Below are 24,874 nucleotides of genomic sequence, written 5' to 3' on the forward strand. Positions count from 1 at the left end.
GATCCCAACGGCGATCCGGTCGAGGATGAGGACACCAACACGGTGGACATCGACCAGACCAAGGCGATCGAGCTCGAAAAGACCGGGGCCTTCCTGGACGACAACGGCAACGGCCGCGCGGATGTGGGCGAGACCATCACCTACAGCTTCACCGCGACCAACACCGGCACGGTGACGCTGACGGATGTGGCGGTGAGCGACCCGCTGATCGGCGCGGTGACGCCCGTCGCGGGCGATGCGGATCTCGACGGCGACGTGGACGTGCTCGCGGTCGGTGCGAGCGCCTCCTTCACCGGCAGCTATGCCATCACCCAGGAGGATATCGACGCCGGGATCGTGGAGAACCTCGCCGAGGTCTGCGCCATCGCGCCGGACGGCAGCGAGGTCTGCGACGACGATCCGCATGACGAGGATCTGCCGCAGGACCCGTCGATCGCGGTGGTGAAGGACAACACCGGCGTCGATGACCTCGACGGCAATGGCGACGATGCCGGCGACGAGATCGTCTACAGCTACGCGGTCACCAATGACGGCAACGTCACGCTCTTCGACGTCACCGCTATCGACGACCTGCTCGGCGCGATCAGCCTGACCAGCGGGCTTACCGACGAGGACAATGATGGCGTGGCCGACGACCTCGCGGTGGGTGCCACCGCCTACGGCACCGCGACCGAGACGCTCGATCAGACCCAGGTCGATGCGGGCAGTGTGACCAACGTGGTCACCGCCGCCGGCACCGATCCCAACGGCGATCCGGTCGAGGATGAGGACACCAACACGGTGGACATCGACCGCAATCCGGCGATCGAGGTGATCAAGGCCAATGACGGGGTCGTCGATCTGGACGGCAACGGCGACGACGCCGGTGACAGTATCGGCTACAGCTACGTCGTCACCAACACCGGCAACGTCACGCTCTTCGACGTCACGGCCGACGACGATCTGCTGGGGTCGATCCTGCTCACCACCGGTCTGACCGACGAGGACGGCGACGGCGTCGCCGATGACCTCGCGGTCGGGGCTTCGGCGGAGGGTACGGCGACCGAAATCCTCGACCAGGCGCAGGTGGACAACGGGATCGTGGTCAACGTGGTCACGGCCGAAGGCACCGGCGCGAACGGGCAGGATGTGTCGGATCAGGACAGCAACGAGGTTCTGGTCATCCGGGATCCCAGCATCTCGATCTCGAAGGTGACCACCCATGAAGGCACCGAGGGCGACGGGCTCACGGGCGTCGTCGCGGGGGACCTCGTCGGCTGGAAATACTATGTAACAAACACCGGCAACGTGACGCTGACGGATCCGTCCATCGTTGACGATCACGGCCCGTTCGATCCCGATTTCGGGACCGGTGACGGCGGCATCGTCGAGGTCATGACCGGTGGGTGGAATGTTGGCGACAGCAACGAAAACGGCATCTTCGACGTGGGCGAGCAGTGGGTCTATGTCTCGAGCTTCGAGCTCGAGGTGCCGGACAACCTGATCTCCTACACCAACGAGGCGACAGCAACGGCTGAGACCACGGTCGAACCGCAGCAGGTGAGCGACAGCGACACCAGCGGCTTCGCCCTTCTGCCGCCGGGCATGGTCACCAACTCGGCGCTGTGCGATTTCGGCGAGGTCTTCCAGGTCAACTTCTCGCCGGATCAGGACGGCACCTTCACCCAGAACTCAACCAACCCCGGTCAGTATTTCTACAATACGATCTTCGACTACGACCAGGAGTTCACCAACGGGGACGGGACGGACAACGTCCTGACGATGAAGATCCCGGACGGGTTCGTGCTGCAGAGCGGCGATCCCAATTTCGAGAATGCCGTGCATGTCTATGACAGTGTCTCGGTCGAGTTCGACGCCGAGGGCAACATTTGCCTCATCCCCGGCGCGGAGATCAGTCGCGACCTCTACAGCGTGTCCTTCCAGTACAACCCGGACGGCACAATGGAGGCGATCGTCAATTTTGGCGACAGCGATCTGACCGGGCTCACCTACGTCAATATCCACCTCGATTACGAGACCAAGGGCAGCGACGGATGGGAGCCCAAGGATGATGTGGACGCCGTGAACGGCAACCCGCCGGATGGCTATGAGCTGGACGGCATTCAGGATGGCTGGAGTTACGACTTCGACGCCATGCTGACGGATGGCGCTGACACCAGCGACACCGACTTCGGCGACAGTGTCATGAACGACAACGTCTTCAAACCCTTCAAGCAATCGGGGTTCGGCGGCTACGTCTGGTCAGATGACACGGGCACCGAGGATGCGATCTACGAAACCGGAGAAGGGATCGAGGGCGCTCTGGTTCTGATCTTCGACAGCAACGGCAACGAAGTCGACAGCATGGTGACCGATGAGGACGGCTGGTGGTATTCCGGCTTCACCCACAAGGGCAAGCAGGCCTCCTATACCGTGGAGCTCCACGCAGACGGCACCGATGACGGCGCCGGGACCGAGGACGCCACGGCGATCGCCACGCTCGGCAAAGGGGACAAGTTCGACTCCGTCCACTTCTATGAGGATGATCTGGACCAGTTCCACTCCCTCGAAGTCGCCTGAGGCGCGTTGCCAGCAAACGGTGCGGAGCGGTTCACACCCCCCAAGCGGCACCGCCGCTCCGGCCGGAGGCGCGACCCATCCCCGACGGGTCGCGCCGTTTTCAAGTCGCGCCGTTTTCAACGAGTAGACGAGAGTAGATCCATGTCAGAGTCCATCTTCAACAACGGGGAATTGCTCAGATCAGACCAGCATGCTGCGCTGCGCTTCCGTCCCAACACCGGTTATGCGCCCTGGGCCGGGGAGGCGACCGCGCCGCTGACCCTAGCGGAGTTCACCGCCTCGGTCGGGGTGTTTCCGATCCTCTTCGCACGCGGCTCGGAGGGGCCAGCGCCGGTGGCGCTGATGGGCCTCAGCCGCGGCGAAAACCTTTTCGTGACCGAGGACGGGAGTTGGACGGCGCGCTACATTCCCGGCCATTTCAGGCAGCTGCCCTTCTTCAACACAGAGGTTCGCGACACCGGCAAGGTGGTGCTCTCCATTCTCCCGGAGCACGACGCCTTTTCCGGTGGCGCGGACAGCGTGCCGCTATTTGAAAGCGACGGCGCACCGAGCGCTTTCCTGGCGAAGGTCATGGTGTTCACGCGGCAGCAGTACGACCATGCCCGGACGACCCGGGTGTTCTGCAATCTTCTGGTCGAGTTGGAGTTGCTGACCCTGGTGACCGGCAAGGTCGAGGTGCCGGGGCAGGGGGCAAGGAGATTGCGCGGGTTCTGGATGGTCGATCGGAAGAAGCTGAAAGCCCTGCCCGATACCCGGCTCGCCGAGCTCGAACGGAGCGGTGCGCTTGAGGCAATTCACCTGCATTGGGCGTCGATCCGCAATCTCGAAGGGCTTGCGGCGCGCATCGCGCAAGAGAGGGGCGGCGTACCGATTGCGCCGCCGCTGACCTCGGTCAGTTCGATTGCGCATCAGCTTTCCGCACCGCTGCACTGAGGGGGCGACGATGAAACCGCAAAGCCCCCTGAGCGTCGTCTTGCGCGCGATCCGCGGTCAGATGGCCTCGCTGCTCCTGCTCAGCCTGTTGGCCAACCTGCTGCTACTCACGAGTTCCATCTACATGCTTCAGGTCTTCGACCGGGTACTGGCAAGCGGATCGGTCGGCACCCTGACATGGCTCAGCGTGATCGCCGCCGCCGCACTCGTCGCCTTCGGGCTGCTCGAGCTGGCGCGGCGCCGGATGCTGGCACGCATCGGGTCGTGGACCGAAGCCGAGCTCGCTCCCGAGGTCATGTCGCGATCGCTGGCGCAGCGGCTCAAGGACGGGCGCGCGGATGCGGATGTCTCGGACATCGCGGATATCCGGAGCTTTCACTCCGGCGAGGCGCTGCTGGCGTTTCTCGACGCGCCCTGGACGCCGGTCTTTCTGCTGGTGATCTGGCTCATGCATCCGCTTCTCGGCGCAATCGCGGTTGGCGCGGCGCTGGTGCTCTTTGCCATCGCCGTGCTCAACGATCTGCTCACGCGTGCACCGCTTGCAGAAACCGCAGGGGAAGTGCGGCGAAACAGATCGGATGCTGGCGTATACATGGAGCACGCCGACACGCTTGCCGCGCTTGGCATGATCGGGGGCACGACGCGGCGCTGGCACCGGCAGATGCGGGCGCTTGAACAGCAGAGCAGCGGTGCGCAGGGCCTGTCGATCTTCCTGCTCTCCGCGTCTCGCAGTCTGCGCATGGTGGTGCAGGTGGTGATCCTAGGGACCGGCGCGTGGCTGGTCCTACAGAATGAGCTCACGGCGGGTGGTATGATCGCTGCCTCGATCATCCTCTCGCGAGCGCTGGCACCGGTCGAACGCGCGCTCACCGCGTGGCGCAGCTACGGCTCCTATCGTCGGGCCCGCAGGAGGCTCGAGGCGCTGTTCCGCGCCCAGCCGGACGGCGAGCGGAGGATCGAGTTGCCGCGCCCGGACGGCCGCATTGAGGTCACGGGGCTTCGCTATCACGCCCCGGGCACCGGAGAGCCAATCCTCAAATCACTGAATTTCCGGCTTCCGGCGGGCAAGACGCTGGCCATCATCGGGCCCTCCGGCTCGGGCAAGTCCTCTCTGTGCCGCTGTCTCGTGGGCGCATGGACGCCGAGTTTCGGCGTGGTGCGCCTTGATGGCGCCGACCTTTCGGAGTGGGACAGTGACTCGCGCGGTCGGTATCTCGGGTACCTGCCGCAGACCGTGAGGCTGTTTTCCGGCACCATCGCCGAGAACATTGCCCGGCTGGGCGAGCCTGAGGACATGGCCGTGCTCGACGCCGCGCGGCGCTGCGGCACGCATGAGATGATCCTGGCGCTGCCAGAAGGGTATGAAACCCGCACTGGCCCCTATTCGGACCTTCTCTCCGGCGGGCAAAAGCAGCGCATCGCGATGGCGCGGGCGCTCTATGGCGACCCTGCGGTGGTGGCGCTGGACGAACCTGATAGCAATCTAGACGGCAACGGCGAGATGGCCCTCGCAGCGATGATGAAGGATCTCAGGGAGCGTGGCCGAACGGTCATCTTCGTCTCCCACGCGCCGGCTCTGCTACGGCATGCGGACCTGGTCATGGTGCTGAAGGATGGCGCCATCGCGCGCTTCGGCCCGCGCGACGAGATCCTCACCGCGATGATGAAGAACAGTGCGCCAGCCGAGCGCAAGGTGGTGGAGGCGAGGGGCTGAGATGGAAGAGTTGAAGCTCTGGGCCGAAACCGCTGCGAGTCGACTTTCCGGCTGGTGGGAGGTGCGCAGCGATACGTTGCGTGCCGCGGCCTTCAGGCTGCGCGACGGTTCTGCGCAACCCGACGACTATCTCCTGACGGGTGCGGCGATCCTCTTGACCTGTGTCCTGGTCATACTGTCGGTCGCTGCGATCCGGCGCCTCGCGGCGCCGGACGGCTTCAAGCCCAGCGTGGCGCTCTCCAGCAAGACACGCGGCCCAAAGTGGTTCGGATACGCGGTGGCATTGTTGTTCTTCGGCGTCTTCGGGGGCTGGGCGGCCTACGCGCCGCTGTCAGGGGCAACGCTTGCAAACGGGGTGGTCAATCCCGATGGTCGGCGCAAGACGGTGCAGCATCTCGAGGGCGGGATCATCCGTAGCATCCACGTTCGAGAGGGTGAGCGGGTCGCGGCCGGTGACGTGCTCGTCACGCTTGACACGCTGCGGGCCCGGGCGCGGCTCGAGGAGGTCCGCGAACGCATGGTGCATCTGCTTGCCACGCGCGCCCGGCTCGAGGCCGAGCTGGTCCGCGCCGACACAGTGTCCTTCCCGCTGGAGGAGATTTCGCAGCTTTCGTCCGAATCCGATGTCGCGATCGCAGCGCAGCGCCAGCTCTTCTCTGACCGGCGTGAGACGCAGACGTCGCGCGAGCGGATCCTCTCGAAGCGTATCGACCAACTTCGGGCCGAGATCGACGGGCTCGACGAGGTGATAGCAGCACAGGGTGAGCAGATCGACTACCTGCAGGAGGAAATCGACGTCAGCGCGAAACTTTTTGACAAGGGGCTGAACCGTCTGCCTCAGCTGCTTGCGCTGAAACGCGCGATGGCAGATCTCATCGCAAAGCGGGCTTTGAACCGCGCCACCGTCGCCCAACTCGAACAGCAGATCGGCGAAACTGAGCTTCAGCTGGTGGCGACACGTCAGCAGGGCGCAGAGGCGGTCAGCACTGAACTTGCTGATATCCGCAGCGAGCTCGTCACCTTGCGGTCGGTGCTTCCGGAACGGCTGGACGCCCTCGAACGGACTGTGGTCCTGGCGCCGATCTCCGGTCGGGTTCTGAACCTCCGTGTCACGACAGAGCAGGGGGGGGTCCTTGCCGCCGGCGGAGAGATCCTCGACATCGTGCCCGACGAGAGCCGTTTGCTGATCGACGCGCGGGTGCGACCGTCTGATATCGACACAGTCTATCCGGGGATGAAAGCGCGCGTGATCCTGAGCGCCTTCACGCAGCGCAACCTGCCGCGGCTCTACGGCACGGTCGATGTCGTGGCTGCGGACAGGTTGCTCGACGAGCGCACCGGCGAGCCGTACTTCCCCGTCAAGGTCGCGGTGCGCGAGGAGGACATTTCGGCGCTCGGCGACGAAATCGAGCTGACCTCGGGTATGTCCGCCGACGTTATGCTCCTGACCGGGGAGCGCACGCTCGGCGAATATCTCCTCAAGCCTTTCACAGACAGTCTGCGCCAAAGCTTTCGCGAAAGCTGAGCTCCGCGTAAAGGCGCGATCGGCCTATCGGATTGCGCGCCGCTTGCTGGCAGCCACGTTGCGCCAGGCCAGTTCCAGCAACTCGAGGTTCAGTTCCGGAGTACGGTCGAGATAACGGCATGCCGCCAAGATGTGCTGCAGGAGAAAGTTCGGGTGGGCGCCAGAGGTGACGAAATTCCTCTCCACGTATTTGCGACGGAAGAACTCGTCCATGACCTCGGCGTTCCACGCGATCGTGGTCCCTGCGCAGGCGCTTTGAAAGATTTCGAGATAGTCCTCCCGGCTTGGCGAAGGGACATGGATCTTGAAGTAGATCCGTCGTAGCGCTGCGTCGTCGCCGATCTCTTCGGGGATCAGGTTCGACGAAAAGACGACGAGTTGGTCGAATGGCACCGCGAACTTCTTCCCAGTGTGCAGCGACAGGATGTCGAAGCCCTTCTCAAGCGGCACAATCCATCTGTTTAGATAGGCTTGAGGCTCCTCGGCCTGCCTGCCAAAATCGTCGAGCACGAAGATCCCGCCTAGCGCCTTGAGATGCATCGGAGCCTCATAGAAACGCGCGGTCTCCTCAAAGCGCAGGTCGAGCATGTCCAAGGTCAGCTCGCCGCCCGCGATGACCACCGGGCGGCGGCAGGGCACCCAGCGCGGATCGATCGGGTCCGTATCGCGGGGCAGTTCGGCAACCTCGTGCTGTGTTTCATCGAAGAAACGAATGATTTGGTGGCCGACGAGGATCGCGTAGGGGAAACTCACCACATCCACGAAAGACGCACCGAGAGCCTCGGCGAGGGAGGTCTTGCCGTTGCCGGGCTCGCCATAGAGCAGCATGGAGCGACCAGAATTCACCGCCGGCCCGAGCTGAGCCTTCAGGATGTCGGGGATCACAAGATGCGAGAAGGCGCGGTCAAGCTCGGTTCGATGCACTTCCTCATGATTGATCGACTGGCGGCAGATCTGCTCTTCGAACATCTCGAGCGTCACCGGGGCGGGTCCTGTGTATTGCGACACAATCATCGCGTCCAGCGCCCAACTCTTGCCGCGGTCGGTGAGGCTGTAGCGGATGTCGGATTTGATGTCGGCGCTCTCGAGCCCCTGCGCTTCCACCAGCATCTTATCTGTCATCTGCTTGATGATTTGCCGGCAGACAAGCTTCGGCAGCTTGATGACATCGGCAATTTCGGCCGGAGTCATGACGCCACCGCTGTGCATGATCTTGGCCGTCAAACTGATCAGGAAACTTTCGTTCAATCCGGTCTCTGGGATGGTCTTCGGAGGCAAGGAGGGCAGGAAGGTCTGTGCGCGTCGGCTCCGAGTCTCGCCAGCAGCAGGATCGGCACTGACCTCTCGGGCGGAATTCTCCGCGGCACAATCGACCTCTGAACCGGAAGCCTCGGGCGGCTCCTCGATCGTGTCCTCCGACCTCGCATGCACCTCGGCTTCCTGAGGCTGTTCAGGTGTCCGGAGGTCTGGCTCAGCCGCGGATGCCGCCTTCGTTTTGTCGTCCGCCTTCTTGAAGAACTTCATTGCCCCAAAATCTCCCTTTCCATTCCCCGCGTATGCGGCGGGCGAAAGCACTCCCGACATCGTAGTTGTGACGGTCGCGATCACATACATATTTCTGAACGTGGCAGTGGCGAATCCGCTTTTAGAAAGCCGACTGAACCCCGAACCGCACGCCGATCTCGTCACTGTCGTATTGTCCGTAATCCGACTCCCTGCGTTCGCCGAAGAGCGTAAGTGTCGGAATGAAGCCATAGTAATCTAACTTGCGGAATTCGGCAGTTGCGCTGGCCGCATAGATGCGATCAAGCCGGCCCTCTCCAGCAATCGGACCGCGTTCGTAGTTCTTCTCGCCGGCGGCGATGCCGAATTCGAGTCCAACCCCCCATATCGGTTTGCCCAGCCTGAGCTGAGCGCTTCCGATCCAGCCATCATATTGCAGCGTGGACAGCCGGGAGCTGTTCCGAATGTGCGAGAGGTCGAGACTCAGCAGATGATCTGAAGTGCCGACGGTCGTCCGCCAGCCGACACCGAACTGCGAGGCCTCGGTATATGCGGTGCGGCTGTCGAGAGCGTCCTCCCACTTGAGACGGGCATTGATGGAAACCGCGCTCTTCTGATCAAGAGACCAGCTCTGTAAGGCTGCCAAGTTGACGTACTGCGTGTACGGGGTGCCGCCGTACCAAGTCCGACCAAAAGACAATGCCAGTTGGAACGGACGTTTGGGAGAGCCCGACAGCCCGCGGTGGGCAAGAATGACCCTGCCCGACGCAAAGGCGAAATCCTCGCCGCTGGCGTCCGGCGCCTCGTCCCTTGCTTCGTCCGACAGAGAGTAGTCGGAACGCGACAGCCCGAGGATCAGGTCGGTCTGGCTCCGAACACTCCCGCCACGCAACCTGTAGCGCAGGTTCAGGCCGCTCTGGTATTCCGTCCCCGATAGCGCGACGGCGCTACCCGAGAGCTGTGCATCCACCTCGCCGAAGATCGGGAGTTCGATGGTGCCGGTGGAACGCCGCGAGCCATTGTTGATATTCGAGACAGGTGCGACCGAGAAGGATAGATCAACATGCCACGGGTTGCGCGCACGGACGTAGCGATAGTCGCGCGCGGCGATCGTCTTGAGCCTGTCGTTCGGTGCAGCCTCGAGCGCCTGCCGTAACCGGAGTTGCGCTGTCATGTGGTTCCCGCGCGAACTTGCGATTTGGGCGCTGACCATCGCGGCGGCGAAACGCAGGTCGTTAGTCTTGGCAAGGCGCCGGAGAGTTGCCGCGGCTTCCGAGGCCTCGTCCCAAGCGCCGATCTCTCGAGCTGCGCGCGCGCGCAGCAGTTGCGCCTCGAAATCTTCAGCGTCGCGTGCGACTAACGCCTGAGCATAGCCGAGCGCGATTGAGGCGTAGCCGGAACGCAAGGCAAGCTCGGCTTCGGCGCGCAGGGCATCAGGAGACAGCTTCCTTCGTTCTGCGCCTGCATCTGGCGCAAGGGACAGCGCCAGACCAAGAGCGACCAGAAACGAGGGAACCAGCTTGCGAATGCGGGGCACTTCGCTCTCCTGCCGTTCTCAGCGCGACACCAAGAAGCCTCCGGTTTCGCGGATCGTTACATCATCAACTGTTGGACTGTCACTTTCGACGACAATTACGCCGACGATTTCCTCAGCGACGATGTCATTGTCAGCGCCGTTCGAGAGGACCGCATAGAATTTTCCGGACTCGAACGTCTCGTTGCCAATGAGGCTCGACGCGTTCCCTGTCATCTCGCCGTTCTTGTCGGCGACGCCTGGGCCGATGAAGAACTCAATAGCTGGCAGGGCGGCGAGCGTTGTCTCGTATTCGACCTCAAGGGCGTCGATATAGGCTTGCGTTATGTCGATACCGTTCGGAGCTAGGATGCGGCGATTGTGGATGGTTCCCATGACGCCATCACCTTCGTTGTAGTCCTCGAAGTCGATTGCGACCCGCGCATCCGCCGTCACGTATTCGAGGCCGCCTGTGCCCTTGAAGTCGCGGATGGCGGCATAACTTCCCGAATAGCTTGCCTGCCCGGTTTCAGGAATCGTGACCCCGTTGTGTCGTTGGTATACAAAGCCCCCGAACCCGTATTCCTGGAAGCCGCCGGTCCGGACGATGGCGAATTCGGTCTGGCCTGATTGGCTAAAGGCAAGGAGCGCCTTGTGCTGGAGCTGCGGGATGGGCGTTCCGTTCACCGGATCGGTCACAGTCGCGGTATTCTCGTAGAGAGCGAAGGGGCCGAGGCTCGCGACCTGATTGTCGCGATTGTAGACGTTGGCGCCATCGAAGGCGAGGTTGTCGACATAGAATGTGTCGCTGGCTTCGTCATATGCCGGCGAGCGGATCATACCGTTGCCTGACCCGTCTTCGGCTTCTCGGCGAAGAATGGATTTGCTGGCGGATGGGGCGTCAGTTCCCGGAAGAGCCCAGGCACTTCCGCCGCTGTCGCCCCCGTCGTCATCACCAGTGTCTCCCCCTGATCCCGCGGTATCGCCGCAGCCGGATAGGATGCAGCATGCGGCTGACAAGTATATTATTTTCTTGATCATATTAACACACGAAGCCCTCAACCTGTATCACAATAGGATTTGTTTGCATTGCAAAGCTGTCAACGAAAGAGTGTTCCATTCCGTGTTTTCCGGCTGCGCTGACGTACATGTGCCACCGCTGTTGCCGGGTCGCGGACCGCGACCTCGGTGGTGAGGCAGCCCCTGTCCTGCTGCGGCGGACGATGGAACAAGGGGAGTGAAAGCTGCCGATGTCGTGCCGACCTCATCACCGTTCGCAGTTTCCGATTCACGGGGTGGGCAAGCGACATGTGTGCAATATGCAACGTCCACATGTCGATTTGAGAGGCAGCAAAAAATATGGTCTGGAGCGCGCGCCCCTCGGATACCATCGGGGGAAGGCAGGAAAAGGGGAGGTGGAAAATGAGCAGCCACAAGATCGGCGCAGCCGCGCTAACCTTCATCTTGATGCTTGGGGCCTGCGAGAATGTCGCGCCTGGGGCATACTCGTCATACAGCGACTCCCCTGACTCGATCCGCGATACCGCGAGCCTCAATTTCTACCCGGACGATGAGCATCTGGTCTCGGCGAAGGTGCAGTTTCGCGAAGGGAACTACGGGAAATCGTATCAACTTTTTAAGAGCGCCCTCGACGTGGTGCCCGACGATCCCGCCGCGTGGTTGGGGTATGCCGCGAGCGCCGACATGTTGCGCCAGTTCGAACGAGCGGATTTCGCCTACCGCAAATTGCAGCCGGTCATCGGCAATCGGGTCGAATTCTTGAACAACTACGGCTACTCGATGCTGCTGCGAGGTGAGCTGATGACGGCCCGAAAACTCTTCCTCAAGGCTTACGAGATCGATCCGTCAAATCCAGTCACGGCGAATAACCTCGAGCTTCTGCGCAACTCCGTCACCTATCCGAAGCGCTCCGCCGGCGACCTTCGCGGCATCTGATAGGGCAGGCGGACGGCGTGGTGGTCATCGCGCTGATCGCCCAATTGGCGGTGTTGCCGCTCTTGTTCTGGATCGCGTGGCGCGACGTGCTGCTCCTGCGGATCCGCAACAACGCGGTTCTCATCCTGCTCGCCCTCTACATCCCGGCGCAAGGCGGCCTCGGCTTCCCGACAATCGGTAGCGACCTGTTCGCCGGCGCCGTGCTGTTTGGCCTCGGCTTCGTGTTGTGGATGCTTCGCGCCCTCGGCGCCGGAGACTCGAAACTGATGCTCCCGCTGGGCATGCATCTCGGCTTTGCCGGCTTGCTGCCCTTCGCCGTGCTGCTCCTGCTGATCTCGGTGCTGTTTTACGTCGCGATCACTGTTGCCTTCTGGATGAGGCTTGAACGCGGGCCCTGCGGCTGGCTTGCAAGCCTAAAGAGAACGGGCCGGGTTCCATACGGCTTGCCGTTGTGCGGGGCGGCGCTTCCGGTGCTTTTTGTCCGTTTTTTGATGCTGGCAGTCGCGCAATAATATTCCCAAAAATCTATAAATTTGATAAATTCAAAGAGTTCCACGGCGGTCGCGCCCGGCTCGTGGGTCAGGGCCGCTGTTCTTCAGAAGGTTTTGCCATGAAGTATTTGCGCGATCTCGAGGACGGTTATGTCCTCGTCATGTCCCTACTGCTGCTGCCTGCGTTCCTCGGCTTCGGACTTATTCTCATTGATATCGGGCGCGGCAACAATGCCCAAGCCGATCTTCAGGCCATCGCTGATTCAATGGCGCTGACCGGAGCGCGCGAACTAGACGGGCGCGCCACCCAGATTGATGACGCGCGTGCGGCAATGACGCAGCTGACCAATCCGCTTGGCATGCTGGTCGTGGATGGGGGAGAAGTGCAGTCGATCACCTATGCCTTGGACGACGACCGCTTCCAGGTGGTGTTTCTTGACGAGATACCGGCGCAGGACACGACTCCAATCGATGCGGCGTGGGTTGCGGCCCATGATGCGGAGACTCTTGGCACAGAACCCACGCATGTCTATGTGCGCGCCTATAGCGTGGCGAGCTTTTCCCTCGAGTTGATGTTCGACGGGCTCTTCTCCAGCCTCGGGGTGCCAGGTTCGTACCCCGTGGGAGCGGTGGCGGTCGCGACAGCGGACTCCGTTATCTGCGACATCCCACCGCTTTTCATATGCAACCCGTTCGAGTTCACCTCGGGCGGTCTCTACGATCCCGAAAACCTCCAGACACAGTTCTCGGCCGGGAACCTTCATGGGAGGCTTACGCGCTTGCATCCGGGTGGAGGAAACACGGCCTTCCCGGGCAACTTCGGGTTCCTGCAAATCGATGGCTCTACGGGCGCAAACGACATTCGGGACTACTTTGCCGGTGGGGGGGCGCCGCTCTGTGTTCGGCGAGCAGACACGGTAGACACCGCACCTGGTGCAAAGACGGATGTCGCGACTGGCATAAATATCCGGTTTGACGTTCTCCCGAACAATTACGGCACTCAGGGGCTGGAATATTATCCGGCCATAGCCGCGAACGTACGGAAAGGCTTTATTCCCGGAGGCAGTGGGCCCGGAGACGCTGGTTTCGACGACTGCGTTCCGAATGGCGCTGGCAACAATTCGTGGGGGGACGATCATGTCATCGACCTAGGTGCAGGCTGGCCAGTGGACGCCGAAGGGAATCCCTTGACGGACTCCTATACCGGCGCAGACGGGGAGAATGATGAGGTGTATGGGCTTCCCGACAACAACGTCATGATTCATCCCAATTCCACCACGGGTACGCCGGGCGCCTATATCGGAGCAGACTCGAACTGGCCTCTCCAAACCTATCTCAACAAGAATTACCCGGCGAACAATTTCGTGGTTGGTACAAGTGGAGAGGCAGTTGGGACGATCCAGGAGGGGGCCGTGACACACAACGTTTCGTCCTTTTCCGGGAGAATGCCCTCGCGCTATGACGTTTATCGCTGGGAGATAGCCGAGGGGCTCAACGGCGTCCGTGCGCCAACGCATGAGTCAGGGCTCCCGAACTGCCTTATTGACGACCACAACCGCCAGCTCACCTCTATCACTGCCGTCGATCCCGCGGTCGATCCGCGAGTCATGGTCGCAGCGGTGATCGATTGCGTACAAGAGGGCGAGGGCGGCTCCAATGCGTCGAGCGGCAACACAGATCTGACGGTGAACACCTACGCCAGCTTTTTCCTGGCGCGTCCGATGCGGTCCTGGTCGCCGAGCGCGGATCAGACAATCGATGTGGAGATTGTCGACATCCTCGGAGAGGGGGGGCGTGGTACGCTGGACGATCTCGTCAGGACCGAGGCCTATCTTGTTCGCTGACCGAATCAGTCGATTAAAGCGATTCTCCGAAAATGCAACCCATGGGAAAGTGATGCAAATCCCTACTCGCCTTCAACTATGTCGTGAAATGGCTCCACTCAGAAAAAAAGAAGCGGATTGTTACTTTTTTTGCCAAAAATATACCATTCTGATATGCGCCTCTTGAAATGTGACGGCTCTGTGTCACGCTGGTGTCATCAGTTAAGGCAAAGCGAGGCGAGAGTGAGGCGATCGTATCGGAGATCTCAACTGAGCAGTTTGGTGAGGACGTCCATGGTGGGCGTCTGGTGAACTTGGAGTTAAGAATATGACCGGAATTTCGTTTTATTTCTTTGACCTGATCCGCCGCTATAACAGCGAGGAAGATGGACTGGCGCTGACCGAATACCTTGTTCTGCTCGGGCTGCTGACCGCCGCGCTGATCGCTGCAATTATTGCCTTCGGCGGCGCACTCACGACTACGTGGGGAACGTGGACGACCTGGATCGGCACCAACCTGACCTCGCCGTAACACCCGCATCCGGAAGGTACGATCGTTGCGGGTGGTTCTAGCTGCGGACAACCCCTTTTCAGCGCGAACCCGCCCGCGACGATCAGCCGGAAGCGCCCCGAGACCTGTTCACAGTCAATGTGAAAAATCGGGACGCGAGACATAACCGTCATCGGTAGACGAACTTGACCGATGATGTTCTCAAGCCGGGCAGAAGGGCTCTAATGTATCATAGTGGTACACTTAGTCTATTTTCGAATTCTCAAATAAGCTTGGGGTCAAAAGGAACGGGTCATGCGTGTGTCAATGATTTTCAGTTTGTTTGTGGCGATCATTCTCGCCGGCATGGCTGTCTTCGTCGCCCGCGGCTGGCTCGCGGATCAGCGTCAAATTCTGACGACTGAGTTCGAGGTCAACGCGCCGGCTGACAACACTCCAGAGCGGACCATTCTCGTGGCGACGGAAGTCATCAGCTTTGGTGAGCGCCTTATCCCCAACAAGGTGCGCGTTATCGAGTGGTCCGGCGACATCGTTCCTGAGGGCGCCTTCGCGACGATCGATGAGCTTATTCCCGACGATCAGGAAGAAAACGCACGCTTTGCGCTGACCAACATGACGCCCGGAGAGCCAATTCTGGCGAGCAAGATCACCGAACCGGGCGTGCGCGCCAAGCTTTCAACTGCGCTGACACCCGGCTTCAAGGCAGTGTCGATCCGCGTGAATGATGTGCTTGGCGTTGCAGGTTTCGTCCTGCCGGGAGACCGGGTCGACATTCTTCTGACGCGTGACGAATATGTCGACGTGTTGCTGCAGGGCGTTCGGGTTCTGGCCATCGACCAAATCGCCGACGACCGCAAGGACAAACCCAGTGTCGTACGCACGGTGACCTTCGAGGTCAATACGACGGAAGCACAGAAGCTAGTGCTGGCGGGCAATGTTGGTCAGCTCTCCTTGGCGCTGCGCAACCTTGCCTCCACCGATGTCGAAGCGAGTGAACGCGTCACAATACAAGATCTTAGCGACCTGGATATCTCTGACGAACTCCTGCCCGAGCCAGAGCTTGTGTCAGCTCCAGGCGATGAGCGTCTGAGCGAACTCGAGGTGCTGCTGCGCAGCATGTCGGAGGGCATATCCGAGAAGCTTACCACCTTCGAGGAAAGGATGCGCGAGCCGGAGCCTGTCGTTGTCGAGAAGGTCGTCCCGGCCCCGTACCTTCCGCCGGCTAAAACAACGATCGGCGTCATAAGAAATGGCCTGCGCGATGAGTACAAAGTTGATCCAACAGAAGCCACGTCGTATGATTCGGATACGGTGGAGGAGCCCACGCTGGTGACGGTTATGTCGAATTGACTGTTCTATAAGGGACGTGGGGGACGTGAGAGCAGATAAAAACAGGCCCGAACAATGTATCATAATAATACGCCCCTGCGCTTTGGGAGAAGGTTCTCTTTCTGTGCTGACTCCTTGATCGCAATCGGACTGGCCCTGGTCACGCTCATTTCAGCGACGACACTGGTTCAGGCGCAGACCCGCGATATCATTATCGACGACGGCGTCGTGTCGAAGGTCGAGATTGCACCAAGCACTACACTTACGGTCCGGACGAACATGCCGTTTGCTGACATTCTGGTCGGGGATAGCGCCATTGCAGATGTATTTCCACTCACGGACACATCTCTTTACATTCAGGCCAAGACGGCGGGTATGACCAATATTACGCTCTACTCCGTCGACAAACAGCTCATCGAGGTGATCGACGTCCGTGTAAGGACCGATTTCTCGGAGCTGGTAAATGCAATCAGGCGCGCCGTTCCAAGCGCGCAGGTGAGCGTCCTGAATGTCAACAACCGTATCCGCCTCTCTGGTCAGGTGAAGAACAATGTCGACAAGCAACGGGTCCTTGAGATTGCCGCGCAGTTCAGCTCCGACCCGGTGATCGACGCCCTCACGGTCGCGAGCGCTCAGCAGGTAGAGCTTGACGTAAGGATCCTCGAAGTCGAGCGCAACTCCGGGCGCAATCTCGGGGTTGATCTGACCGGGACACGGTCGAGCGGTGAAACGGCATTCACCACGAACGGGGCGGCGATCAACGCGGAGGGTGGAACCCCCTTTGGCTCCGCGGTGGGAGAGTTGCTCGAGATCTCCGGTTTCCAGATCGACATTGTCATCAATGCCCTGGAGGAGAAGGGGCTCGCACGGCGTCTGGCGAACCCGAAACTGGTTACAACCAGCGGGATCGAGGCGAATTTCGTGGTCGGCGGTGAAATTCCGATCCCCGAGGCATCCGTTAACGACAACGGTGTCGCTGTGCAGGGTACCGGTTACCGCGAATACGGCGTGCGTCTGAATTTCGTGCCGGTCGTCCTGGATGACCAGCTGATCAGCCTCAGGATCATGCCCGAGGTCTCCGACATCGATCCGTCGCTCACTGTCAACGGCCAGCCTGCATTCATCTCGCGGAAAGCCGAGACGACGGTCTCGCTGCGTAACGGGCAGAGTTTCGCGATCGCTGGTCTCCTCCAGGCGAACAACGCGCGCAACACCTCGCAGCTGCCGTGGCTCGGCCAGATCCCGATCCTAGGGACTCTTTTCAGCTCGCGCAGCTTCCAGAAACGGGAGTCCGATCTCGTCATCCTCGTGACGCCACGGCTCGTCGCACCGGTTGGTCCTGACACGCCGCTGCGCTCGCCGCTCGACACCACGAGGTCCTCGAACGATGTCGAACTGTTCCTGCTGGGGATGCTCGAAGTCGACAAGAAATTGTTGCGCCGGTTCCGTGAGGGTTATGGCGTCGTCGGGCCGTACGGCCACATGATTGATCTGGAGTTCGAAGATGGCGTCATCGAGAAAAAGTGACATCGCGCGGTTCGTCGGTGCTTGCGGCGTCGCGTTGCTTCTCGCGGGCTGCGGGGCTGCAGACTACCTGAACCATTGGGACAGGGTGTCCGGACGCGCGGGCGACGCACACATGGCCAATACCGCAATTCAGGAGCTCGAGACATGGCCTCCGGCGGCATACGAAACGACGGTGGGACATGGCGGCTGAGGATTTCGCGCTTAGTTTGTTTTGAAGAGGTCGGGGGGCTTCAGTTAGTTAAGGTAACCAAGTCTTTGACATGAGACAGAAGGTGACATTGGGGTTTGCCAAGGACGAGCGCGGAGCGGTGCTCATCGAAGCTTTGCTGGTCTTTCCGGTCTTGACGCTTTTGTCCTTTTCGATTCTCGAGTTCGGTTATCTCATGTGGGAGCGTCAGCAACTCGCGGCAGGTGTCCGTGACGCCGCCCGCTATTGGTCGCGCTGCCGTCCGGACATTGCCCTTGTCTACGAAGCGACCTGCAACGAGGCGACGGCCCGCAACATTGCCTTTTACGGGACGCCCGCCCCGGGCGACAGCGACCCTAGGCGCGTCCCCTTCTGGGACAGTGAAGGCACTTTGCTGTTCACCCCTGCAAAGGCCGACTTGGCAACACTGCCGCAGGCTTCCGATCTCGTAAGCGTGGTCGGATCCGTTCCGTATCACGGTTCGCCCGCATTTTCGGCAATTTTTGATGGCACCATTACGATCAGCTACTCTCTTGAGATGAGGCAGATAGGATGGTGAGCCTCCGGACCCTTGCCAAGTCATACTGGGCCGACCGCTCGGGGTTGTCGCTGACCGAGGGTCTGATCGTCCTGCCGGTCTTGCTGCTGGTCATGGCAGCGGGGGTCGAGGTCAGCATCGTCATGTATCAGTGGAACCAGACGGTGAAAGCCCTGCAGGTCGGCACGCGCATCGCGGTTGTATCTGATCCGATCGCCGACATCAGCCTTCTCGAGACCTATCCCGAAGACAGTCAGACCGGAGACCCCTTGCCGATCTCCTCGGCGGCGTCGGTGAGCTGCCGGGGCAACACCTGCATCGAGGCAGAACTCGACCGACTCTATTTCGGCAGCGACGGCACCTGCGGGGGTCAGTCCTCCGGCCTGATCGGAATGTGCGATGTCGCGAGTTTCCTGCCAGCGAACAATATCCGCATCACCTACACCCGTGCCGACCTTGGCTATGTCGGCCATCCCCGAGGCCCTGTCGTCACCGTAACGCTGGAGGTCGAGGACCTTTTTTTCGACTTTCTTCTGCTCGACGACATTTTGCGGTTCTTCCAGCCGCTCGGCACTCCCGAAGGTATCGCGATGCCCCCCCACAGGGTCGCGTATACCAGTGAAGATCTGTGTAGCGAGGCTTCGTGCTCATGAAAATCAGTACCGAACAGGCACTCAACATGTCGAAGAACACGATGACCCGAATCCTCCTGATCTCGGGGGAGGGCGCGGAAAATGCCGAGATCGAGATGCTCGTAGAGGCCTCTCCGCGCATCATCGTCTCTCCCGTCCAGCGCTCGTGGATAAAGACGGAGCTGAACGGCGATGCCGGCGATATGATTGTCGTGAACATCGCCGAGATGACGGAGCAAGAGATCGAGCTGCTGTCGGATATTCGGGCCGTTGTCCCAAATATGCCTCTCATCGTGGCGTCACCCTCCCTGACCTCCGAGGAAACGCGGCGGCTCTTCAAGTTCAACATCCACGACTGGATGCCGAAGCCCGTCAGCGGCGACGATCTGATGGAGAGCATCTTCAAGGGTGTTCGGTCGCGCAAGGTCTCGAGCAACCGTGTCCACGCGGTGGTGTCTTCGGTGGGTGGCGTCGGGGCCACGACACTCGCGATCTCAATGACCGACATCGCCGCGACGCGACTGTTCCGGAAGAGTTCCGTGGCTCTGTTCGATCTAGATTTCTCCTTGGGTGACTGCAGTTACGCGGTGAACATGATCAATGGCTACAACCTCGCGAGTGTCGCCGCGACTCCGCGTCGGATCGATAGCGAGTTCATTCGCGTCATCCAGCAACGCCACGAGAACGGCTTCTTTCTCTACTCGTTCAAGCGCCCGGAGCTGAACTCGGAACTCAACGGATACGAACTGGTCCTTCGCATGCTTGACGCAGTGAGCGTCGAGCACGACCATACCTTCGTCGACATCCCCTACTACGAGACCGAGTGGAAGTCCGACGTGCTCTCGGCGGTGAATACATGTACGCTGGTCACAGAGCTGAACCTGCCCGCGCTTAAGCACACGGTCGACATGATCGACCGGATCAAGGAGCTGAGGGGCACGAACTTCCCCTTGCGCGTCGTCGTGAACAAATACCAGTCGAGCATGTTCGGACAGCGCATCTCGAAGAAACGCCTCGCAGGTCTCTTCGAGGATGTTCCTATTGTTTATCTTCCGGTCGCGACATCGCAGATAGGCGAGGCGGTGGACCGTGGCGTTCTTCCGAGCGCGATTTCGAAGCGCTCGAGCTTCCTTAAGGCGCTGCACAAGTACATGAAGAGCATCGAGCTCGTGGAGGCGCCCGCATGAAAGCGCCAGCCTACCCGAACCGACGGATCTTCCTCGGCGGTCTTGCGGCCGGTCTTCTGATTGCCAGTGCCGGGCAGAAGGCTCTCGCGGGCTCGGCCGGCGTGCCGCGCAGCCATGGGAAACGCACGGCAGTGGTGGTCTCTTACCCCAGCTCGGAACGACCGGGCACGCTTATCATATCCAACACCGACCGAACGCTGCATCGGGTGCTCGGCGGCGGCAAGGCCGAGCGCTACCAGATATCGGTCGGACGCGACGGATTTCTTTGGAGCGGCACCACTTATGTGGGTGTCAAGAAAGAATGGCCGGGTTGGCGTCCGCCAGCCGAGATGCGCGGTCGAGATCCGTCACTCCCCGACTATGTCCCGCCTGGGCCCTACAACCCTTTGGGTGCGCGCGCCCTCTACCTCTACAGCGGTGGGCGCGACACACTTTACCGGATCCACGGCACCAACAGCGCCGAGACCGTCGGAGGCTACGAGACATCGGGCTGCTTCCGGCTCACGAACGCCGATGTTCTCGAATTGTTTTCAAAGGTCCCGACCGGCACCAAGGTAATTGTGCGCTGAGGCGCAGGGGAGGTACGCAGATGGTTGGCAGGTTCTACAGGAAAGCAAAGTCCGAACCGGAAGAGTCTGTACTTCCGGTTGCCCCCCTCCTGCTTGAGCCCGTGGAGACGGTTGCGGCCGCGCCGCGGCAGAGCAGCCCATCGGCGCTGCACAATCCCGAGGCCCCCGATTTCATCGACGAGCGTGTGACACTGCACCGCTATCTCATCGACAAGATCAACCTCTCCATTCTCGATACGATGGAGGAGGACGAGATCCACGCCGAATTGCGCCCCCTCGTGCGCGGCTATGCCAAGGACCACAATTTCCCACTGAGCGCGACCGAGCTCGACAAGCTGATCGACGATATCGGAAACGAGATGCTGGGCCTCGGCCCGATCGAGCCGCTGCTCGAAGATGACACCATCTCAGATATCCTGATTGTCGGCCCCAAGACGGTCTATGTCGAGCGCTTCGGCAAGCTCGAGCCGACGAAGGTCCGCTTCAAGGACGAAGATCACCTTCTACGGATCGTCAACAAGATCGTCGCCTCGGTCGGGCGGCGCGTTGATGAAAGCTCTCCGCTGGTCGATGCACGCCTCGCTGACGGCTCGCGGGTCAACGTCGCGATTCGTCCAGTGGCAGTCGATGGTCCGCAGGTTTCGATCCGGAAATTCTCCAAACGCCCGTATTCGCTCGACAAGCTTGTCGCCAACAACGCCCTGGCGCCTGCGATGGCGCAACTTCTCAAGGCCGCGGTGGAGGGCAAGATATCCATCGTCGTGTCCGGCGGCACGGGCTCGGGCAAGACCACGATGCTCAACGCGCTCTCGGCCTATATCCCGCATGACGAACGTCTGGTGACGATTGAGGACGCGGCAGAACTTCAGCTGCAGCAACCGCATGTCGTCCGGCTCGAAACACGACCTCCGACCGTCGATGGTCGCAACGAGATCCTGCAGCGCGATCTCGTGAAAAACGCCCTTCGGATGCGCCCCGACAGGATCATCATCGGCGAGGTGCGGGGCGGCGAGGCCTTCGACATGCTCCAGGCGATGAACACTGGCCACGAAGGCTCGATGTCGACGATTCATGCCAACAATCCGCGCGATGCCATTGCCCGAATGGAGCAGATGGTCGGGATGGCGGGCATGCCGATGACGCTGACCTCGATCCGCTCGCAGATCACCTCCGCGATCGAGCTCGTCATCCAGCTCGAACGTCTGCGCGACGGGACGCGGCGTGTTACCTCAATCTCGGAGATCACCGGCATGGAGATGGATGTGGTGCAGCTGCAGGAGATCATGCGTTTCAAGCGCAGGGGCGTTGACGAAAACGGTCGCATTCTCGGCGAATACCGGGCGACCGGGATCCGGCCCGGGTTCCTCGAAGACCTGAACTCGCTGGGCCTCGGCGTCTCGATGGAATGTTTCGACCCCTCAAAGGCGCTTTGACCAATGCCAGCCAACATCATCCTGATCTACGGACTTGTCTTCGCGGCGGCGCTGTTGCTGGTGGATACGCTTCTTCGCGCGATGTTTGCGGCGCGGCGCAGCTCATCGGAAATCAGGAACCGGCTCGAAACCATCAAGGACAAGCATGGCGCGGACGTTGCCTTCACCGAACTGCTGCAGCGCCGCGGGGTCGCACGCGACAGCAACAGTGAGTCCATCTTCCAGACGGCACGGCGCTTCTATTCACAGACGGGCCTGGAGCTAAGCCTTGCTCGACGCGTGCTATGGTTCGCGGCCCTCTTCGCTCTGTGCTTCATCGGCCTTTCGGTCTTCGCCATCGGGCCGGTCGTGAAGCTGGCCGGCGCGCTAGCCTTGGCTCTCGCCCTCAGCCTTGTGATCCTGATGCGGGCGCGCTCAAAGCGTATCAAGAAATTCACCTCGCAGCTTGCGCCTGCGATCGACATCATCGTTCGAAGCCTCAACGCAGGGCATCCGCTGAACGCGGCAATCTCGCTCGTGGCCCGGGAGATGCCGGATCCGATCGGCTCGGAGTTCGGCATCCTTAGCGACCAGATGACCTTCGGATCCGGCCTCGATCAGGCGATGCTGAACATGGTCGACCGGGTCGGCGCCCCGGAGCTCAACCTCCTGGCGATCACAGTCACGGTGCAGCGCGGCACCGGGGGAAACCTGTCCGAGATCCTTGAAAACCTCGCCCAGATGATCCGCGACCGATTGATGATCCGGGCCAAGATCCGGGCGATCTCGGCCGAGGGGCGTATCACCGCGTGGATCATGATGCTGTTCCCGTTCTTCCTGTTCGCAATGATCAGGACGATGGTGCCGACCTATTTCGACAAGGTCTGGGAGAGCGGCTATGGCGGCCTCATCGTCGGCATATGCCTGACCCTGATGCTTTTCGGGATGCTCGTCATTCGCAAGATCGTGAACTTTGATTTCTGACCGCGGGAGAGAGGCGAGGCGATGAACGTGAACGAAATCCTGATCCTCGCTGCGGTCTTCACGGCAGTTCTGATGCTGTCTTTCTCGACAATCACAGCGCTGACGCGGCGGCGCGACATCGAAAGGAATATCAAGAGCGGTTATTCCAGCCGCAAGACGGACGACGAAATAGACGAGATGCTGGGAAGCGGAAACGACCACCTTCGCTACTACCTGGATGTCGTCAAGAACGCCGGGCAGAACAGCCTGCGGATGCGACTAGTGCAGGCGGGATATTTCTCCCGCTCAGCAATCAGAACCTTCAATCTGATCCGGTTCCTCCTGGCCTTCTCGATCTTTCTGGCAGTTCAGTTCCTGGGGGCAAGATTTTTTCCGAGCGCCAGCACGACTGCACTCTACGCGCTTGGAGGTGTCCTCGGGGGCTGCGGCTTCATCTTTTCATCTTGGTATCTCGAAAGACTGGGTGAGAGGCGCATGCGGGAGTTCCGTAAGCTATTCCCCGATTTCATGGATCTCCTGTTGGTTTGCGTCGATGCTGGTCTGAGCATCGATGCCGCCATAGACCGGGTGACCCGGGAATTCCTCCAGACCGTTCCGGATTTCGGCGTCCAGCTTTCGATCGTCAACCTCGAGATGCGTGCCGGGCGCTCCCTGCATGAAGCGTTGGGAAACTTCTCCGATCGCGTGCGGGTCGAAGAAGCGCGCGTCCTTGCGGTGCTGTTCCGGCAGTCGCAGGAGCTCGGAGCCGACGTCAGCCGGACCTTGCGCAGCTTTGCGCGGGAAATGCGTCAGATGCGCATCATCAAGGCCGAGGAGAAGGCGAACCAGCTACCGATCAAGATGCTTTTCCCGATGGCACTTTTCATGTTCCCGGTCAGTCTTGTGATCGTATTGGTGCCCATTTTGATGACGATACTGGGCCTCCTCCTGCAAATGTCCCCTGTGTAAATTCCGTATCGACTTGATCTCGTATTTTTTTGTCGGGTTTGAGCTGGAGTATGTCCTTTGAAAAACTGCATCCTAATTGAATTTGAGAATGTGTGACCTGCCGTGGGTCTTAAATCTGCGCGTCGCTCAGCCAGAAGAGATCAGACATGTCACCGCTCGTTTTCCGAACGCTGAATCACGCGGCTCAGGGGAAATCAATGGGTCCTGGGCCTAGAAAAGAAGCTAAACGTCTTGACTCGATCTCGCATCCTGTTTTCCTCAGGTTTGATTCGGAGCATGCCCATTGAAGAACAATTATATCTTAGTCGACTTTGAGAATGTTCAACCCAAGAATCTCGGGCTACTTCGAGGCCATCCCTTCACGTTGATGGTATTCGTAGGGGCCAAGCAAAAAAGCGTTCCTTTTGGCATTGCCGCCGCACTTCAAGACTTGGGAGAAAATGCCGGGTACCAGAAGATAACAGGGAATGGCTCCAACGCATTGGACTTTCATATCGCGTTCTATATGGGGGAAATTGCAGCCAAAGATGCCAACGCTTACTTTCACGTGATCTCCAGTGATAAAGGCTTCGATCCATTGCTCGACCATCTGCGGCAACGAAAGATCTACGCTCGCCGTCATGTTGACCTTTCCGAGATCCCATTTGTCAAAATCACTAAAGTCAGCTCGCTGGATCAGAAAATCGAAGCGGTTGTTGACAACTTGAGTTCCAGAGGAACTTCTCGGCCACGAACGATCAAAACCCTTGAGGGAACTGTTAACGCGCTCTTCATGAAGAGCTTAGACCAAGATAGTCTTGAAGCGGTAGTTGATGAGTTGAAAAGACGTGGTCACGTTGTCGTTAACGGACAGTCCGTCAGCTATGGTCCCGGAATTGTCCAAAATTGATTGGTTCTTTGGGCACAGATTTGATGAGTGATGTATGACAGTTTTGTCAACAGACAGTGAGTTCAAAAGGCTCTTGTCTTTGCGCTCGCTGAGCCAGCCCCTTTGAAGTGGTCCACCCAGGATGCGCGAAGTCCGGTAGGATTT

At 60.3% G+C, this 24,874-nt stretch carries 21 protein-coding genes; 18 read left to right on the top strand and 3 right to left on the bottom strand.

The window, feature by feature from the left end; all coding sequences use genetic code 11:
- From AC6RA4_RS03615 to AC6RA4_RS03630, 4 genes are all read left to right on the top strand, one after another.
- Positions 1-2,559 (top strand): CLIPPER-2 domain-containing protein (locus AC6RA4_RS03615; protein ID WP_500157474.1); only part of this gene is annotated, 2,559 nt, incomplete at its 5' end.
- A 141-nt stretch (positions 2,560-2,700) separates the two neighbouring features.
- Positions 2,701-3,492 carry a SapC family protein gene (locus AC6RA4_RS03620; RefSeq protein ID WP_500157475.1) on the top strand — a complete coding sequence of 264 codons (792 nt, stop codon included), beginning with the start codon at positions 2,701-2,703 and terminating at the stop codon, positions 3,490-3,492.
- 10 nt (positions 3,493-3,502) lie between these two features.
- Entirely contained in the window at positions 3,503-5,206 is a 1,704-nt protein-coding gene (locus tag AC6RA4_RS03625; protein WP_500157477.1) for a type I secretion system permease/ATPase, read from the top strand.
- A gap of 1 nt (position 5,207) precedes the next feature.
- Complete coding sequence (locus tag AC6RA4_RS03630; RefSeq protein WP_500157479.1) at positions 5,208-6,731, top strand: HlyD family type I secretion periplasmic adaptor subunit; 1,524 nt, start codon at positions 5,208-5,210, stop codon at positions 6,729-6,731.
- 24 nt (positions 6,732-6,755) lie between these two features.
- Here AC6RA4_RS03630 and AC6RA4_RS03635 read toward each other — a convergent pair whose 3' ends face one another.
- The 3 genes from AC6RA4_RS03635 to AC6RA4_RS03645 all read right to left on the bottom strand — a co-directional run bounded on the left by AC6RA4_RS03635 (position 6,756) and on the right by AC6RA4_RS03645 (position 10,587).
- Positions 6,756-8,255, bottom strand: a complete 1,500-nt coding sequence (locus AC6RA4_RS03635; protein WP_500157480.1) for a DUF8689 domain-containing protein — start codon at positions 8,253-8,255, stop codon at positions 6,756-6,758.
- 121 nt (positions 8,256-8,376) lie between these two features.
- Complete coding sequence (locus tag AC6RA4_RS03640) at positions 8,377-9,771, bottom strand: surface lipoprotein assembly modifier (protein WP_500157482.1); 1,395 nt, start codon at positions 9,769-9,771, stop codon at positions 8,377-8,379.
- Between the two features lie 18 nt (positions 9,772-9,789).
- Positions 9,790-10,587 carry a hypothetical protein gene (locus AC6RA4_RS03645; RefSeq protein WP_500157484.1) on the bottom strand — a complete coding sequence of 266 codons (798 nt, stop codon included), beginning with the start codon at positions 10,585-10,587 and terminating at the stop codon, positions 9,790-9,792.
- A 582-nt stretch (positions 10,588-11,169) separates the two neighbouring features.
- Between AC6RA4_RS03645 and AC6RA4_RS03650 the strand changes: the two genes are divergently transcribed.
- The 14 genes from AC6RA4_RS03650 to AC6RA4_RS03715 all read left to right on the top strand — a co-directional run bounded on the left by AC6RA4_RS03650 (position 11,170) and on the right by AC6RA4_RS03715 (position 24,730).
- Entirely contained in the window at positions 11,170-11,703 is a 534-nt protein-coding gene (locus AC6RA4_RS03650; protein WP_500157485.1) for a hypothetical protein, read from the top strand.
- A gap of 20 nt (positions 11,704-11,723) precedes the next feature.
- Entirely contained in the window at positions 11,724-12,215 is a 492-nt protein-coding gene (locus tag AC6RA4_RS03655) for a prepilin peptidase (RefSeq protein WP_500157487.1), read from the top strand.
- 98 nt (positions 12,216-12,313) lie between these two features.
- The gene (locus tag AC6RA4_RS03660; protein ID WP_500157488.1) at positions 12,314-14,038 is read left to right on the top strand and encodes a pilus assembly protein TadG-related protein; all 1,725 of its coding nucleotides are present in this window, start codon (positions 12,314-12,316) and stop codon (positions 14,036-14,038) included.
- Between the two features lie 307 nt (positions 14,039-14,345).
- Positions 14,346-14,549: a hypothetical protein gene (locus tag AC6RA4_RS03665; protein ID WP_500157490.1), complete on the top strand. Its 204-nt coding sequence runs from the start codon at positions 14,346-14,348 to the stop codon at positions 14,547-14,549.
- A 273-nt stretch (positions 14,550-14,822) separates the two neighbouring features.
- Positions 14,823-15,878, top strand: a complete 1,056-nt coding sequence (gene cpaB / locus AC6RA4_RS03670) for a Flp pilus assembly protein CpaB (protein WP_500157492.1) — start codon at positions 14,823-14,825, stop codon at positions 15,876-15,878.
- Positions 15,879-15,992: 114 nt separating this feature from the next.
- Positions 15,993-17,384 carry a type II and III secretion system protein family protein gene (locus AC6RA4_RS03675; RefSeq protein ID WP_500157494.1) on the top strand — a complete coding sequence of 464 codons (1,392 nt, stop codon included), beginning with the start codon at positions 15,993-15,995 and terminating at the stop codon, positions 17,382-17,384.
- 260 nt (positions 17,385-17,644) lie between these two features.
- Positions 17,645-18,130, top strand: a complete 486-nt coding sequence (locus AC6RA4_RS03680) for a TadE/TadG family type IV pilus assembly protein (protein ID WP_500157496.1) — start codon at positions 17,645-17,647, stop codon at positions 18,128-18,130.
- Positions 18,124-18,762 (top strand): TadE/TadG family type IV pilus assembly protein, encoded by a 639-nt coding sequence (locus AC6RA4_RS03685; RefSeq protein WP_500157498.1) that lies wholly within the window; start codon positions 18,124-18,126, stop codon positions 18,760-18,762. The genes AC6RA4_RS03680 and AC6RA4_RS03685 overlap by 7 nt, the downstream gene beginning before the upstream one ends.
- Positions 18,759-19,928 carry a P-loop NTPase family protein gene (locus AC6RA4_RS03690; RefSeq protein WP_500157500.1) on the top strand — a complete coding sequence of 390 codons (1,170 nt, stop codon included), beginning with the start codon at positions 18,759-18,761 and terminating at the stop codon, positions 19,926-19,928. Before AC6RA4_RS03685 ends, AC6RA4_RS03690 begins: the two co-directional genes overlap by 4 nt.
- Positions 19,925-20,497 carry a L,D-transpeptidase gene (locus AC6RA4_RS03695; RefSeq protein ID WP_500157502.1) on the top strand — a complete coding sequence of 191 codons (573 nt, stop codon included), beginning with the start codon at positions 19,925-19,927 and terminating at the stop codon, positions 20,495-20,497. The genes AC6RA4_RS03690 and AC6RA4_RS03695 overlap by 4 nt, the downstream gene beginning before the upstream one ends.
- Before the next feature lie 20 nt (positions 20,498-20,517).
- Positions 20,518-21,930 carry a TadA family conjugal transfer-associated ATPase gene (locus tag AC6RA4_RS03700; RefSeq protein ID WP_500157504.1) on the top strand — a complete coding sequence of 471 codons (1,413 nt, stop codon included), beginning with the start codon at positions 20,518-20,520 and terminating at the stop codon, positions 21,928-21,930.
- A 3-nt stretch (positions 21,931-21,933) separates the two neighbouring features.
- On the top strand, positions 21,934-22,893 hold the full coding sequence (locus AC6RA4_RS03705; RefSeq protein WP_500157505.1) for a type II secretion system F family protein: 960 nt from the start codon (positions 21,934-21,936) through the stop codon (positions 22,891-22,893).
- A gap of 21 nt (positions 22,894-22,914) precedes the next feature.
- On the top strand, positions 22,915-23,841 hold the full coding sequence (locus AC6RA4_RS03710) for a type II secretion system F family protein (protein WP_500157507.1): 927 nt from the start codon (positions 22,915-22,917) through the stop codon (positions 23,839-23,841).
- 283 nt (positions 23,842-24,124) lie between these two features.
- Complete coding sequence (locus tag AC6RA4_RS03715) at positions 24,125-24,730, top strand: PIN domain-containing protein (protein WP_500157509.1); 606 nt, start codon at positions 24,125-24,127, stop codon at positions 24,728-24,730.
- The last annotated feature ends 144 nt before the right edge of the window (positions 24,731-24,874 follow it).

This window comes from Salipiger sp. (assembly GCF_059781815.1).